The sequence below is a fragment of the Acinetobacter sp. WCHAc060025 genome (assembly GCF_004209355.1).
Classification (GTDB): Bacteria; Pseudomonadota; Gammaproteobacteria; order Pseudomonadales; family Moraxellaceae; genus Acinetobacter; species Acinetobacter wuhouensis.
On the sequence record NZ_SGSX01000005.1, the window covers coordinates 39,436 to 55,110 of the forward strand.

Here is a 15,675-nt window from a genome sequence, read left to right on the forward strand (position 1 = left end):
ATCGCTGTGCTTCTCTCTTTTACTAAACTAAGACTTTGGTCGGGTACTAGCTTAAGCCTATTTTAGGATGAATTGGTATTTAGATACGTGATAATGATATTCCAAGTATTTTACAAAATGATAAATTCTGCTCAGTTTAATTTTATTGTTGCTTTTAATTTCAGTTTGTAGCTCACCTCTCATTTAAAATCTATTGAATCTTATATAGATTTGTTAGCAATATTTACCAATGATTGCTTTTTTTTAACTTTAGATTTATTTTGTCTGCAAGATAATAATCTCATAACTTATAACAATGAATGTAAAACTACCTATTCTTCTTTTAAGCACTGTCATCGCATGTACTGGTTGCCAAACTGCTAAAAAAGTATCTTCTGGTGTCTCTAAAACCACAGAAAAAGTAAAAAGTCTTGTCGGTTTAGGTGAAGCAAAAATTCCTGAAATTGATAAAAAAGGCGTAGTTGATGTCAGTAAAGCGACATTAGAAAAATTGGAACAAATGAAAATCAATATGCCGACAGGTCAATGGGTCTATATTGAAAATGATCTCCAAGGCATTTATACACTTCAGAATAAATCAACAGATGGAAATATTTTATATTTACGTCTGAATTGTAAAATTACAACACAGAAAACCAGTTTTAGTATTGAAGACAAAGATGGCAAAGAACTTTTAAAAGCGCATGATCCAGAAGCAGGTCAAGTCCAGTTTTTGATCGACAATAAAAACTATGGCAATCCTTTTGACTTGGTCAATGCGAAAAAAATGCCGACTTTTAAAACCGCATTAAGTAAAGCCAAAAGCATTAAAGTATTTAATAATGCAAAACTTTATACTTTTGCCAATGGTAAAGCAGAGTTATTAGAAAAACCTGTGACCTGTAATTAAAAATGGGCGAATAGCCAAAAATAGATGGATAGAAATCAATTTTTCGGCATATCTACAAATACAGCAGTTAAACGTCGAACCAAAGGTAAAACGAATAGCACTACGGGATATGCCACAGCCCACGACACCATCCATGCAGAAAACCATTTGATAAAAAAGCCATCAATCAAACCGACATTGATCAGCATATTAATCAGTGACACCATGCCACTCATTACACAGGACAAGAAGAATGGCATGATCCATGTGGCGAATTTCGCAGGAAGTTTTGGGATATTGCCGATAATCGTGGGAGGTGTATTTGACATCATGCTTTCATGAAAAAATTTTCGTCAATTTTAGCCTTAACAATTCGGGCTGACAAACAAATTTCTTGCCCCATCCCACACGATTTATCTCGTCTATTTTCATCAATTAATCATTCTAGAAGTGATTCACTTCTCTATAAATCACTACACGATCTAGCAAAATGTCGAGTAAGTACATTTTTCTAATCGAATAAGTTTTATTCTATACAAATGCATTCACCTAAAAGGCTCAAAATTTGCTATATTTACCGTTTTTCTGCGACATTTATTTCTCTATAGATTATGAATACGGCCATACAAGCAGCTCTCGATCATGCAGTGCAATCCCTACAAGCTGAAGGGACTCTTCCATCTGACTGGAAAAACACAAGTGTTTTAACGCGAACTAAAGACCGAAGCCACGGCGATTTCGCTTCTAACATTGCCATGATGGGTGCAAAAGTTGCGGGTATGAAGCCACGTGATCTTGCTGAGAAAATTTTAGCAAATCTGCCAGAAGTGGTTGATATTGCTAAAGCTGAAATTGCGGGTCCTGGATTTATCAACTTCTTTTTAAATGCAGATCAACGCTTTACTGTACTTGATCAAATCCAAGCACAAAAAGACCAGTTTGGTAAAACCCAAGCCAATGCTGCGAAGAAAATTCAAGTTGAATTTGTTTCTGCAAACCCGACTTCAAGCCTGCATGTGGGTCATGGTCGTGGTGCAGCGTATGGTATGACTGTTGCAAACTTACTAGAAGCAACAGGTGCTAAAGTTGACCGTGAATATTATGTCAATGACGCAGGTCGCCAAATGGACATCCTCGCGACTTCAACTTACTTACGTTATTTAGAATTGACAGGTCAAACTTTAGTTTTCCCTAAAAATGCCTATCAAGGCGATTATGTTAAAGAAATCGCACAAAGCATTATCGACAAAGATGGCGACGCTTATGTACGCCCTGTTGCTGATGTCTATAAAGACGTGCCTGAAGATGTTCAATACGCTGAAGAATTGAATGCCGATGGTAACAAAGTGGTTCTGTCAGGCGATAAAGAAAAGCATATTGATGGTTTGATTTTTAATTCTCAAACTTTGATTGGCGCAGGTTATCGTGTATTCCTACAAGCTGCTTTAAAAGCCATTCTTGATGATATTAAAGATGACCTTGGTGAGTTTGGTGTAACCTTCAATCAATGGTTCAGTGAAGAATCACTGACTGACAAAATTGATGAAGCATTACAAACGCTTGACCAACGTGGTTTCTTATACGAAAAAGACGGCAATATTTGGTTCAAATCAACTGAATTTGGCGATGAAAAAGACCGTGTTGTAAAACGTCGTAATGGTCAAACCACTTATTTTGCGTCTGATATTGCGTACCATTTGAATAAATTACAACGTGGTTATACTGACCTTGTGGATATTTGGGGTTCAGATCACCACGGTTATATCGCACGTGTTAAAGCTGCGATTGATGCAATGGGCTATGACTCTAAAAAACTCACTGTACTATTAGTTCAATTCGTGAGTTTATGGCGTGGCGGTGAGATGGTGCAAATGTCATCTCGTTCAGGTCAATTCGTAACTTTACGCGATCTTCGTAAAGAAGTGGGTAATGATGCTGCACGTTTCTACTATGTGATGCGTAAGTCTGAACAACACATTGATTTTGACTTAGATTTAGCTGTTTCACAAAGCAAAGATAATGCTGTGTATTACATCCAATATGCGCATGCGCGTATTTGCCGTATGTTAGAAAAAGCGACAACGACTGGTCTTCAATTTGATGCAGCAAATGCTCGTCAATTTGCAGCGAAATTAGACCTTGTTGCTGAAACTGAGATTTTGGCGAAGCTTGCGGCTTATCCTGAAATTGTTGTTCGTGCTGCCAATAACTTTGAACCGCATCAAGTGGGTAACTACTTGAAAGAATTGGCTGCGTTATTCCACGGTTGGTACAACGAAAATAAAGTTTTAGGTGATGATGCTGATTTAACTCAAGCACGTTTATTGCTTTCTGTGAATGTACAGCAAGTTTTACGCAATGGTCTTGAGTTATTGGGTGTGTCTGCACCTGAGAGTATGTAAAGCATCGCTTTACATACTCGCAAGACTAGAGCTGAGCTCGAAGTAAAAAGCATGTAAGCAAAACATCGTTTTGCATGCTCGCAAGACGAGAGCTTGGCTCAATGTCAGCATGCAATGTGTGCATGACTAAAAGTCTCAATATCAGAAGTGTCTAACAAAGTAATAAATCATTACTTTACATCAAGCTAAAGCAAACTTATGCTTTAGCTTGATGTTAAAAATAAAGAATAAGAGGGTTCCAAGTGTTTGGAAAAACGCAACGCGGTGTATCTGAAAGACCGACAAAGCCGAAACAACCATTAATTCCTAAATGGTTAGGCTTACTTGTGGTCGTATTAATCGTGTTAAGTTTTGGCGTAGCCTTGCTACTCTGGAAACCTTGGGCACCTGTTCAACCTAGAAATGAAGTCACTTCTGAGCATTATCAAGAAGATACTAACAAAGACTATCGTTTCTATGACCTTCTACCTCAACAACAAGTGACGCCAATCCCACAACAAGCTGTACCTGAAACTCAAACTCAGCAACAGCCTGTGATTGTTGAAGCACCATCTCAGACAAATGATGTCGATGTAGGTGTCAATGCTGAACCTACTGCGCCCGTACAACCTGAATATATTCTACAAGTTCGTAGTTATGATGATCCTGATGCGGCTGATGCTCGTCGTGCTGAAATCATTTTGAATGGTCTATCTGCCGACGTGGTACAAAGTTCAGAAGGTGGGAAAACGTGGTACCGCGTGATTTCAGGACCGTATGACTCGCAAAATGCAGCCGTGATCGCGCAACAAACCTTGCAACACAGCGGTATTGATTCAATTGTAGTGAAACGCTAATACTTTGAATCTATGAATAAAATAAAAGATGCTTCGGCATCTTTTTTTATTTCTCATTTACCTAAACACACAATTTAAAATAACAATAAGCTAAGTAATATCAATAACCTTCTTGAGCATTGATCACTTTACAACCAAAGAAACCTTGTTCGACTAAATACTTAACCCTATTTGCTCAAAATTAGAGTAATCTATTCCACGCACTACATTACCCATGTTTTGCCGAGATCTCAAAAGTCACCAATACTTTTGATTTGCTGTCCTGTGATTGGCGTGACGATCAAATCCGAATATTACAGGGCGCTCAGAAATTCACATGGGTATACTGCCCTTTCAATACTTGTCGCAAAATTGTCAAATTCATATTCTGTTCAATAAACCCAAACAATAAAAGTTCACCTAAACTTCACTTAAATCATTCGCCTAAATACGTCAATTTCAGTACACTCAAACGCAGTTGCTCTTATTTAAATCAAAGTTTAAATCACGATGAATAATAAAAAACAGATCTTATGTGTCGAAGATGATGCTGCAATCCTGATGCCTTTGCGCTATGCACTTGAACGTGAAGAGTGGCAAGTGACTTGGGCAAATACAGGGCTTCAAGCGATTGATTATATTCAACAACAAGCTTTTGATTTTATTATTTTAGATGTCGGTTTGCCTGACTTAAATGGCTTTGAAGTGTGTAAAAAAATTCGTCAATTCAATCATACCCCTCTTCTTTTTCTAACTGCGCGGGATGATGAAATTGACCGTATTGTCGGTTTGGAAATTGGTGCAGATGACTATTGTACCAAGCCCTTTAGTTCACGAGAAATTGTCTCTCGTATCAAAGCCATTTGGCGTAGAATGGACATTCAGAATCAAGTCCAACAAAGCAACTTACAATTTATTGGCAACACTGAATCCTCCAATAATAAAAATCAAGATTCAAAAACATGGCAATGTCATGATGAGTCCTTACAAATCCAATATTTAAATACTGCACTTCAACTGACCCGTTATGAATATCGCTTACTCAAATTGTTGATTCAACACCCTGAGCAAGTGTTTAGCCGACAACAACTGATGGATCATGTGTGGGAACATCCTGAGCACAGTTTAGAACGAACCGTCGATACGCATATCAAAAGTATTCGCAATAAACTCAAACAGATTGCACCTGAACAAGACCCGATTGAAACCCATCGTGGTTTTGGTTATAGCTTGAAAAAGCTGGGTTAAAACATGTCTATCTTCATCCGTATCTGGTTTTTCTTCGGGCTGATTATCCTGCTCGGTCTATGGTTTATGTCTTATACATTTAACCAGCAAGTTAAACCCAATGTACGCCAGGTGGTTGAAGATACCTTAGCTGAAAATGCCAATATCATCGCTATGTTGGTGGCTGAAGATGTCTATGAAAATAAGGTCCGCACGCCCCAATTTGATGAGAAAATTCAGAAAGCACTAAAACGAAAACTCAATGCCAATATTTGGCAACACAACAAAGATCAGATCAATCAGCAAATTTATATTACCGATGAAAAAGGCATTGTGATCTATGATTCACAAGGGATTGCAACAGGACAAGATTACTCACAGTGGAATGATGTCTACCTTACATTGAGAGGAAAATACGGCGTGCGTTCCACGCGTAGTTATGATGTCAAAGGCAATGATTTAGGCAGTAGTAACAGCATCATGTTTATTGCTGCACCGATTTATTATCAAGTGAACCAACACAATAAACTCATCGGTGTGGTCAGTATTGGTAAGCCAAATATTTCCGTGCAACCCTATATTCAACGTGCTGAAAATCAGCTGATCCGTCAAGCAGCATGGATTACTTTAATCAGCTTATTTCTTGCTAGTTTGGTCGCCTATTGGCTCAAACATAGTATCGACCGTGTACGTAAATATGCGCAAGCACTGGCTCCAGTCAATCAAACCCCACATTTCCGTTCTGCCCAAGAACTCAATCTTGTGGCTCAAGCAGTTGAAAATATGCGTGAAAGACTAGAAGATCGCGCCTATGTTGAACATTATGTGAATACGCTCACGCATGAGTTAAAAAGCCCACTCACGGCGATTCAAGCCAGTGCTGAACTGCTCAAAGAAGATTTGCCCCTAGATGATCAGCAACAATTCGCCACGCATATTCATGAGCAAAGTCATCGCCTACGTAGTTTGATTGATCACATGCTTTTATTAACGCGCTTGGAAAAATCAAAACACCAAATCGAGATTCAAAATTTCAACTTATCTGAACTGATTCAACAAGTTTTAGACCAATACACCAGTCAAATTCAGACAAAAAAAATTCAATGCTTATTGGATATTGAACCTGATTGTATGATGAATGCAGATCGTTTTTGGATTCAGCAAGTCATCATCAATCTTATCGACAACGCTTTGGATTTCTCTGCAAACTCAGCCAAACTTTTGATTCAGCTACACCGCTCACATCATCTTCAAAATGATCAAAATATTGAGCTCACTATTTTTAATGAGGGAGAATGGATCCCTGACTACGCCCTGTCTCAAGTATTTGATACTTATTTTTCACTACCTCGCCCGATTAGCCAACAACGCAGTTCAGGCATTGGTTTAAGCATCGTCAAACAAGTGATTGAACAACATCATGGACACATTCAGATTGAAAATATTCAGGAAAATAGTATTTCAATCATTCAGCCACATCAGCAAGGCGTAAGGGTCAATATTCAGTTGCCCTAAATCCATTGCTCTAAATCCATTGTCGTGAAGAATATTACACTTCACCTAAACTTCACAGAAAATACAAACCTAGCACAAACAAAACACATTTCAATTTCGCACACTCAATCCTGACAAAAACAACCATTCAGGACAACAGTGATGCGCTCTAGCTTCCTTACACTCAAAATCATCGCCATCGTGATTTTGGTCGCCCTCTTTTGGGTGGGTTTATTCTTTATCAGTAGTCTTGTTTCCGAACGACAAGGCTACCAAAAAGCATTTCTACAAGAAATCACCCAAAACAATATCAGCCCACAAACCATTATCTCACCTTATGTCCGTGTCCCTTACTTAGAACAAACGACTTGCCTAGACGAGCAAAAAGTTGCACATGCATGTACGCAAGAACACTGGATGTATGTCAGTGCGGATAGCACTCAATGGCAATCCAATTTTGATGTCAAAAATGATCAGTATAAACGCACGATTTACCGTGCCATCAGTTACCAAGCCAATTTAACGGCAAAAGGCATCTTCCAAAAACCAACCTTGGAAAATAAAAACTACCAATGGGAAAAAGCAGAAATCCTCTTCCCAATCCATGATCCACGTGGTTTAGCAACTCAACCGACATTGAAAATGCTCAATAAAAACTACGCCTTTGAAATGAGCCCTCAAGGCAATGACAGCACTGGTTTTGATTTTATGCGCATTTCGGCTCAGAAACATCCAGAATTAATCTCTGCGATCCAAAATGGTTTTGCCTTTGATTTAGATGCAAAAATAGCAGGTTTAGGGAAATTTACTCTCATTCCAACCAGTCGCAGTGTAACTTATCAAGCCAAAGGCAATTGGGCCGATGCTAAATATTCAGGGCAAAATCTACCGCTTGAAAAAACCAGTGCTCATCAACAATTCACTGCCCAATGGAAAAATATTGCGCTAGGTCATCAGAATTTAAACAAACTCATCAACTGTGAAAACAATGAATGTATCCGTCAACTCAGTGATGGTAATTACATCAAAAACGCAGAATATGAATCTGAAAATAATCAAAAAATTGGCTTAAGCACCGAGTTTTTAGATTCAGTAAATGTCTACACTCAAACAGACCGTGCAATTAAATACGGTATCGTCATTATCATCATTACTTTTGGTTGCTTCTTCTTATTTGAAGTGTTGAAAAGCTTACGCATCCACCCGATTCAATATTCTTTGGTGGCAATGGCGCAAGGAATCTTCTTTGTCCTATTACTCTCGATCAGTGAATATTATGCCTTTGCATGGGCCTATGTAGTGGCATGTATCGCCTGCGTGGGGTTAATGACGTGGTATCTGTTCTTTGTGATGAAAGGTGCTAAACCTGCAATGCTGTTCGGCATCATCCTTAGTACGCTCTATGCCATCATGTACATGTTATTGCAGTCTTCAGGCAAAACATTCTTGATCGGCTCAATCATTTCATTTGTCGTGCTTGCAGTCGTGATGTTCATTACTCGCCATATCGACTGGTATCAAATCAGCAATCGACCAGAGCGTGAACTTAAATCTTACACACCTCATCAATAGGCATATCGCCCCCTGTGGATGGTACATACCATCCACTTTTTGCATCAATCATTTTTCTAATCAAATCTTTAATCATCACTCTGAATCTAGAGGTTTTAAAATGAATATGTCCATCATTCAAAAACAGCAATACATAGAAAATATCCAACAACTTTGCCCTTTAAAATGTTCAATTGCGTACTGTTTAAATCAATTACGTAGCGCAAAGATTCAATTTTTAAATTTGGGCAATTTGATCATCTGCCCCAAACAGAACTGCTTGATTTTTTTTCAATCTAAAATATTGATCCGTATTGATACATTCACCAACACATAACACAAAGTCTGAAAAACCAGATTTGCAGATCATGCATGATCACGTAAACTTGAACATAAGATAAAATTTGGGAATGATTATGACTGTACAACGTCTGCATGTTGCAAAACGCTTTTCTGAAATTGCAATTTCAGGAAATTTAGTTCACTTGGCTGGTCAATTGGCAAGTGATTTTAGCTTAGACATTAAAGGTCAAACCCAACAGACTTTCGACATTATTGACCAGTTTTTGGCAGATGCAGGCACAGATAAAAGTCATATCATGTCAGTGACGATTTATTTAAAAGACATTGAAAAAGATTATGCTGCGTTTAATGAGGTTTGGGATGCTTGGGTGTCTGATATTGAAGCCTTACCACGGACTTGTGTAGAAGCTAAACTGTATGATCCCAATGTGTTGGTTGAACTGACTGTCGTTGCTGTAAAGCCTTAATTGTTCAATCATTTGAATCAATTCATTTGTTTTAAAGCAAAAAAATGCATGTAAAAACATGCATTTTTTATTGCGTATTTATAGGAACTCAACACTTATCCAAAAACACGTGAATCACGATTCGCGTAAAGATCAAACTTCCCCATAGTCTGCTCTTCCATCAATTGAGGGCGACTCATCTCGGAAAACTCTGAAAGAAAATCTTCACGTAAATATTGATATTCTGGAATCCCCATATAACGTACTACACGATAGCCTGCCGATTGTAACAGGGCATCTTCATACCGACTGCTTGTAGAACGCTTCACCGAGTTAACATCGTCTAGGGCGATCACCGCCAAAACTTTACAATCTTTATCTAACACCACAAAATCAGCGAACATTTGCTGATATTTGCGACGTGTATGCAAATATTTGGTTGTGAGTAATGCATCAAATGAAACATGCGCCAGAATATTCGCTTCTGGTAATATTTCTTTTAGACGAGTAAAAGTCATTTGTTCATGCGAGTTAAATACAGCTCTTCTGCGTAAAGCACTATCTGTCTGTTGCTTATTTTTTAGTCCTTTATAAGCAACGCCAGTCACAATAGCAAGTAATACCAAACTTGCGACAATGATCATGTCCATTGTTGATGTTCCTTATTTCTTTTTTATAGTATGGTTCTTAAAAAACCAATTTTATGTATCTATAGATACTTTCCCATTCAGTTTAATGTTTTAATCGTTCACTAAAAATCGATATTCATTATTCTAAATATTCGACTAAACCACGGTTTTAATTTATAATTTGAACCAACATTCATTTTATTCACTAATTATTGAAAAAAAATGAATGTGTTCAGTACTTTTATACCGTTTCTCTATACGGAATACAACACGCTCTGTCGTAACTTTAGTATGATTGTTCGACAATTTACATAAAATTATTGTGTTTTTTCTGTACTAAAGTTTTCAACAGTTTTGCAATGACTTATCCACAGATTAGATTATTCATTAATCGATCTAGGTTTGTACTGAGATTTTACTTCTAATCAAACTATCCATTTGATTATTCTATAAAAATAAAAAGGATGCTTCCGCATCCTTTTCAATCAACTATTATCTCAAAACCTAAGCTCTATGCTTCGGCTTAGACTTTCCTTTGCTGTTACCACTAAACGGTTTTTTATCACCTGTTTCACGGGGTGGTAACCCTGTATGTTGCGTCAGAATCTGACCACGTTCAGGACGCTTTTTGGTATTCGATGGACGTGACTGACCTTGAGCAGCTTTGGTTCGATTCCCCTGTTCACCATTACGCTTTTGTGAATCGCCATCCACCGTTGAATTTTTCTTACGCGCAGACTGATATTGACCATCTGCACTGCCGGCAGGCTGATAAGTCGGAATCAAATGCTGTTTCGAGTTCCCAATAAGATCGGCACGACCCATTTCTTTCAGGGTTTCACGTAACAAAGGCCAGTTGTTCGGATCATGATAACGCAGGAAGGCTTTATGAATACGACGACGCTTATCACCTTTCACGATGTCAACATTTTCAGTATAACGCGCCACTTTTGCCAGCGGATTTTTACCTGTGTAATACATGGTCGTTGCCGTTGCCATTGGCGATGGATAGAAGGTCTGTACCTGATCGGCACGGAAACCATTCTTTTTCAGCCAGATCGCAAGGTTCATCATGTCATATTCGGTCGTACCAGGATGCGCTGCGATAAAGTACGGAATTAAATACTGTTCTTTACCTGCTTCCTTACTGTAACGATCAAACATCTGTTTGAAGCGATCATAAGTCCCGATACCTGGTTTCATCATCTTCGACAATGGACCTTTTTCGGTATGTTCAGGGGCAATTTTTAAATAACCACCGACATGGTGCTGTACCAATTCTTTGACATATTCAGGATTCAATACAGCAAGGTCATAACGTAGACCTGAACCGATCAGAATCTTTTTAATACCTTTTAATGCACGTGCCTTACGATATAACTGAGTTAATGGTGCATGATCGGTATGTAAGTTTTGACACACACCTGGGAATACACACGATGGTTTACGACAGTTCTTTTCAATCTCAGGATCTTTACACGCCAGACGGTACATATTTGCCGTTGGACCACCCAAGTCCGAAATGATGCCTGTAAAACCTGGTGCGGTATCACGGATTTTTTCCACTTCACGCAGAATAGATTCTTCCGAACGGTTCTGAATAATACGACCTTCATGCTCTGTAATCGAACAGAACGTACAACCACCAAAACAACCACGCATGATATTCACAGAGAATTTAATCATGTCAAATGCAGGGAAGCGTGCTTCACCATAAGCAGGATGTGGCAGACGTGCATAAGGCAAGTCAAACACATAATCCATTTCTTCAGTGGTCAATGGAATCGGTGGTGCATTCAGCCAAACATCACGCCCCGCATGGTTCTGAACCATTGCACGTGCATTACCAGGATTGGTTTCAAGATGAAGAATACGGTTGGCATGTGCATATAAAACAGGATCCTGTGATACCTCTTCAAAAGCAGGCAAACGAATGACCGCTAACTCACGTGGCGGTAATTTGTGTTTAATCGCTTTCGATGCAGGTTGAAGCTGAACAATCTGGGTATTTTCATCCAGATTGTCGCCTTCACGGACAATCGGATTGGCAACCAGTTCTTTCTGGAAGTTTTGATACTGCGTTAAAGAATTGCCTTTGCCCTGTTCAATTTCACAACCATCCAGATCTTCAGTCATCACATAGGGGTTGATAATTGGATCTACACGACCAATCGAATCAACATCATTCGATGCAATTTCAACGAAGTGTGCTTTTGAAGCACGGTTATTTTTATTGACAATAAATGCTGTACCACGAACATCGGTGATTTCATGGATTTTTTGCCCTTTGGCAAGGCGATGCATTACTTCTACGATAGAGCGCTCGCCATTTCCGTACATTAACAGATCGGCTTTAGAATCCATCAATACTGAGCGACGGACTTTGTCTGACCAGTAATCATAATGCGCAATACGACGCAAAGATGCTTCAATCCCGCCGAGTAATACAGGCACATCAGGAAAGGCTTCACGGCAACGCTGACAATACACCGTCGCAGCACGATCTGGGCGTTTATTCGGTTGATTGTCTGGAGAATAAGCATCATCAGAACGGATTTTACGGTCAGCCGTATAACGGTTGATCATCGAATCCATATTCCCCGCGGTCACACCCCAGGCAATATTTGGCTTGCCTAAAACTTTGAATGCTTCAGCCGATGTCCAGTCAGGTTGCGCAATAATACCGACACGGAAACCTTGCGCTTCCAAAGTACGACCAATGATGCCTGAACAAAACGATGGATGATCAATATAGGCATCACCACAGACTAAAATAAAGTCACAACTGTCCCAACCGAGCTGATCCATCTCCTCGCGTGACATGGGTAAAAAAGGTGCTGGTTCAAAGCACGATGCCCAATATTTGTCATAATCAAACAACGCAGTAGGCGCAGTCTGAGCAGTATAAGCGGTCGACATGTTGAATTTCTCGATTGGCGGTTGGCGATCGGGAGAGATCTAAGATGAAAGCTGATCATTTTACCATGAATTGAATTCATTTTCATTGATTAAAAAACAACCTAATTTTTAAAATGTAGAAGATGACTCCTAAGAAATTCAAAAAACCGACAAATGGTGGTTTTAAATCAAATTAAAAATCAATTTCATAGTCTAAATATTGACCATTAAAATGTGATGTTTGTCCCAATTGTCAATCCATTTTGCGCCATTTTATTTATTGTATAGACAAAATAAATAGGTGATGACTGATGCCAATAAAAAGATTTATCGTCTCCATACTGGTGTTCTTACAAAGCTTTATTTCCACACATGCAGCAAAAGAACAGTCTTATGCTGAACAAAAAGCATGGAAAGAATTACAAGATCGCATGCCAGAAAATTATCGTTTAACCCAAGATCAGTTACCACAAGAATACTTTTGGTCATGGAAAGAGAATCAAGTCCATGTCGATTACTACCCGCGCCCCAATTCATCTGCTAAAGTGATTTTATTACATGGTGTGGGAACCAATGGTCGTCAAATGAGCTTAGTCCTCGGTCATCCACTGGCTCAGGCAGGTTATGAAACCATGTCTCTTGATCTAATCGGTTATGGACTCAGTCAATATCCTAAAAAAAGTAAAATACGCTATGAAGATTGGGTGCAACTCGTCAGTGACTTTGTTGATACAGAAGCGAAAAAAGATTCACGTCCAATATTCTTATACGGCTTATCTGCTGGAGGAATGCTGACCTTACATGTAGCGATGCAGAATAAAAATGTCAAAGGTATTATCGGCATGACCTTTCTCGATCAAAGAAATTTAGCGGTAAAAAAAGGCACGATGCGTTTTAGCTCACTTAGTTCAATGACTTTGCCGAGTATGAAACTGAGTGCAAAGACGCCTATCGGCAATATTGCTTTACCGATGTCATTGGTTTCTAAAATGTACGCTTTAAGCAATGATAAAGATGCATTAAAAATCATGCTCAATGACAAAACTTCGGCAGGAAATACCATGTCGATTAAGTTTTTAAATAGTTATATGAATTATCGACCAAAATATGAAATCTCAAATTTTACGCAATGCCCTGTTTTATTGACTCAACCCGCTGAAGACCATTGGACACCCTTAGAACTGAGCCAACCTGTATTAAAACAATTGTCTGTTCCACATCAAGTCGTCATGTTACCAAAAGGTGGACATTATCCTGTTGAAGCAGAAGCCTTGGAACAACTGAAAAAAAGCAGCATTGAATTTATTCAACAGAATCTTAAAAATTAGCAAATCGAGGGAATAGTGAATTGTAGGATATTCAATTCACCGTTTTTTTATTTACTGATGTTACGCAGTAACATCAAATGCATATTTAGAATCCTGAAAAAAAGTGGATACGCGATAACGTCATCCGCATTTGTCCGAGGCAAGACTACTTCTGACTATAAATGTTTCTGTGGTGTATTCAATATTTTGACAGAATCTGACGAGTTCTGCGGCGAGGAGCAACGCTCCGCAAGGTGGTTTTCTTGCGAAGCTTCGCTTCTCATTTTTCCGAAAAAAAAGTAGGTCGAGCCGAAGGCTAATCCCTAAATTCAAATGCTTGATGTAAGACTCCGTCAAGCAAGCTTTAAAATTGCTTTAAAAAGACATTTTATTTTAAATGTGCTTAACATCAGTTATTTAGATATTTTTTGCATCTGATTCAGTTTAAAAGCCACCAATAACCCAACACACAAAATACATGTAATGGTCACGGTTAAACCAAACCATCCGTAATTTTCCCAAACCAAACCGCTACTACTACCTAAGAAACTTGAACCCAAGTAATAGCAGAATAAATATAGGGAAGAACCGACAGCTCGATATTGTAAAGATTGTACCGACACCCAACTGCTTGAAGTGGAATGTGCTGCAAAGAAAGAGAAAGTAAAGATCAATAAACCAATCAAAATCATTGTTAATGATGGGATTAACATGATCCATAAACCAAGAATCATCGTTAGAAACATGGCAATCAAAACTTTATCCCGACCAAACTTACGACTCCAACTAGCGGCACGTGGTGAACTATAAATTCCAGATAAATAAGCAATCGAAATCAAACCAATCCATGTTTGTGAAAGTTCAAATGGTTTTTCCAGTAGGTGATAACTCATGTAATTAAAGACTGTCACAAAACAGCCCATAAGAATAAAACCTTCGATGAACAGTAATCTAAGTTTAGGGTCAGACAAATTTTTCTTAAAAGACTCAATAAAACGAGAGAATTGAATTGGATAAGATGTGAAATGTTTTGAAGCTGGTAGTGCGAGATAAAAAGTAATGGCGATCAATAAATTTAAAATTCCAATGATCATGGTTGCTGTTTGCCATGAAATATAGTCGAGCAATACCCCTGCAATTAAACGCCCGCCCATTCCACCAATCGCAGTACCTGAAATATATAGTCCCATGGCAAAGCCGACATCTTTCTGGGCAATTTCCTCCCCAATATAAGTCATCGCAACAGATGCGACACCACTTACAGCCAGTCCGACCATCATTCGAGTCGCAAGGAAAACTTCCCAATAAGGCAAAAATGAACTGATCAATAATAATATTGCCGTAGAGAATAGCGAGATTGCCATGATCTGCTTTCGACCAAAACGATCTGAAATCAGTCCTGCAAATAGTAAACCCAGTGCCAAAGCGATGGTTGAGAATGACAGCGGAAAACTACTGTGGGTCGGTGTGACGTGGAAGAATTTTGCTAAGAATGGCATCATCGGTTGCACACAGTACAATGATGAAAACACAGCAAATCCTGCTAAGAACAGCGACAGGAGAATCGCAATAAAAGGTTTTGTACCATACTCAATATAAGGCGTAGACTCAGACATTTCAGCCATCATTGTTCATGAGATAGAATCAGTATACGCCTATTTTTAAGTGTTCATAAAAGCAAAAAAGCGTGTATAGCTCCATACACGCTTTTTAAATCTTCAATCATTTTGCAGTT

Annotated in this window: 13 protein-coding genes; 9 read left to right on the plus strand and 4 right to left on the minus strand. The window is 38.7% G+C overall.

Annotated features, from left to right (window positions below; translation table 11 throughout):
- Window positions 1–295: 295 nt before the first annotated feature.
- The gene (locus EXE09_RS05420) at window positions 296–889 is read left to right on the plus strand and encodes a hypothetical protein (protein WP_068975633.1); all 594 of its coding nucleotides are present in this window, start codon (window positions 296–298) and stop codon (window positions 887–889) included.
- A gap of 35 nt (window positions 890–924) precedes the next feature.
- Here EXE09_RS05420 and EXE09_RS05425 read toward each other — a convergent pair whose 3' ends face one another.
- Window positions 925–1,197: a DUF2798 domain-containing protein gene (locus EXE09_RS05425; RefSeq protein ID WP_130116589.1), complete on the minus strand. Its 273-nt coding sequence runs from the start codon at window positions 1,195–1,197 to the stop codon at window positions 925–927.
- Window positions 1,198–1,479: 282 nt separating this feature from the next.
- Here EXE09_RS05425 and argS point away from each other — a divergent pair, with 282 nt between their 5' ends.
- The 7 genes from argS to EXE09_RS05460 all read left to right on the plus strand — a co-directional run bounded on the left by argS (window position 1,480) and on the right by EXE09_RS05460 (window position 9,127).
- Window positions 1,480–3,270: an arginine--tRNA ligase gene (gene argS, locus EXE09_RS05430; RefSeq protein ID WP_130116590.1), complete on the plus strand. Its 1,791-nt coding sequence runs from the start codon at window positions 1,480–1,482 to the stop codon at window positions 3,268–3,270.
- 242 nt (window positions 3,271–3,512) lie between these two features.
- Window positions 3,513–4,106, plus strand: coding sequence for an SPOR domain-containing protein (locus EXE09_RS05435; RefSeq protein ID WP_068975630.1), 594 nt, complete (start codon window positions 3,513–3,515; stop codon window positions 4,104–4,106).
- Window positions 4,107–4,595: 489 nt separating this feature from the next.
- Window positions 4,596–5,333: a two-component system response regulator CreB gene (creB, locus tag EXE09_RS05440; RefSeq protein ID WP_130116591.1), complete on the plus strand. Its 738-nt coding sequence runs from the start codon at window positions 4,596–4,598 to the stop codon at window positions 5,331–5,333.
- A gap of 3 nt (window positions 5,334–5,336) precedes the next feature.
- Complete coding sequence (gene creC, locus EXE09_RS05445) at window positions 5,337–6,827, plus strand: two-component system sensor histidine kinase CreC (RefSeq protein ID WP_130116592.1); 1,491 nt, start codon at window positions 5,337–5,339, stop codon at window positions 6,825–6,827.
- Window positions 6,828–6,968: 141 nt separating this feature from the next.
- Complete coding sequence (gene creD, locus EXE09_RS05450; RefSeq protein ID WP_130116593.1) at window positions 6,969–8,378, plus strand: cell envelope integrity protein CreD; 1,410 nt, start codon at window positions 6,969–6,971, stop codon at window positions 8,376–8,378.
- 100 nt (window positions 8,379–8,478) lie between these two features.
- Entirely contained in the window at window positions 8,479–8,694 is a 216-nt protein-coding gene (locus EXE09_RS18985; protein WP_087552068.1) for a hypothetical protein, read from the plus strand.
- Between the two features lie 79 nt (window positions 8,695–8,773).
- Entirely contained in the window at window positions 8,774–9,127 is a 354-nt protein-coding gene (locus tag EXE09_RS05460) for a RidA family protein (protein ID WP_068975625.1), read from the plus strand.
- Between the two features lie 95 nt (window positions 9,128–9,222).
- Here EXE09_RS05460 and EXE09_RS05465 read toward each other — a convergent pair whose 3' ends face one another.
- Both EXE09_RS05465 and EXE09_RS05470 read right to left on the minus strand, forming a co-directional pair.
- Window positions 9,223–9,756, minus strand: a complete 534-nt coding sequence (locus tag EXE09_RS05465; protein WP_068975624.1) for a DUF2726 domain-containing protein — start codon at window positions 9,754–9,756, stop codon at window positions 9,223–9,225.
- 483 nt (window positions 9,757–10,239) lie between these two features.
- Window positions 10,240–12,654, minus strand: a complete 2,415-nt coding sequence (locus EXE09_RS05470; protein ID WP_130116594.1) for a YgiQ family radical SAM protein — start codon at window positions 12,652–12,654, stop codon at window positions 10,240–10,242.
- A 290-nt stretch (window positions 12,655–12,944) separates the two neighbouring features.
- On the opposite strand from EXE09_RS05470, the gene EXE09_RS05475 reads away from it, so the two are divergent.
- On the plus strand, window positions 12,945–13,961 hold the full coding sequence (locus EXE09_RS05475; RefSeq protein ID WP_130116595.1) for an alpha/beta hydrolase: 1,017 nt from the start codon (window positions 12,945–12,947) through the stop codon (window positions 13,959–13,961).
- Between the two features lie 392 nt (window positions 13,962–14,353).
- Here EXE09_RS05475 and EXE09_RS05480 read toward each other — a convergent pair whose 3' ends face one another.
- Window positions 14,354–15,565, minus strand: coding sequence for an MFS transporter (locus EXE09_RS05480; RefSeq protein WP_130116596.1), 1,212 nt, complete (start codon window positions 15,563–15,565; stop codon window positions 14,354–14,356).
- Window positions 15,566–15,675 lie beyond the last annotated feature (110 nt).

Coding starts and splice junctions, on each gene's coding strand:
- creD (WP_130116593.1), top strand. CDS start 6,969: ATGCGCTCTAGCTTCCTTACACTCAAAATCATCGCCATCGTGATTTTG.
- argS (WP_130116590.1), top strand. CDS start 1,480: ATGAATACGGCCATACAAGCAGCTCTCGATCATGCAGTGCAATCCCTA.
- EXE09_RS05480 (WP_130116596.1), bottom strand. CDS start 15,565: ATGGCTGAAATGTCTGAGTCTACGCCTTATATTGAGTATGGTACAAAA.
- EXE09_RS05465 (WP_068975624.1), bottom strand. CDS start 9,756: ATGGACATGATCATTGTCGCAAGTTTGGTATTACTTGCTATTGTGACT.
- EXE09_RS05420 (WP_068975633.1), top strand. CDS start 296: ATGAATGTAAAACTACCTATTCTTCTTTTAAGCACTGTCATCGCATGT.
- EXE09_RS18985 (WP_087552068.1), top strand. CDS start 8,479: ATGAATATGTCCATCATTCAAAAACAGCAATACATAGAAAATATCCAA.
- creC (WP_130116592.1), top strand. CDS start 5,337: ATGTCTATCTTCATCCGTATCTGGTTTTTCTTCGGGCTGATTATCCTG.
- EXE09_RS05425 (WP_130116589.1), bottom strand. CDS start 1,197: ATGTCAAATACACCTCCCACGATTATCGGCAATATCCCAAAACTTCCT.
- EXE09_RS05460 (WP_068975625.1), top strand. CDS start 8,774: ATGACTGTACAACGTCTGCATGTTGCAAAACGCTTTTCTGAAATTGCA.
- creB (WP_130116591.1), top strand. CDS start 4,596: ATGAATAATAAAAAACAGATCTTATGTGTCGAAGATGATGCTGCAATC.
- EXE09_RS05475 (WP_130116595.1), top strand. CDS start 12,945: ATGCCAATAAAAAGATTTATCGTCTCCATACTGGTGTTCTTACAAAGC.
- EXE09_RS05470 (WP_130116594.1), bottom strand. CDS start 12,654: ATGTCGACCGCTTATACTGCTCAGACTGCGCCTACTGCGTTGTTTGAT.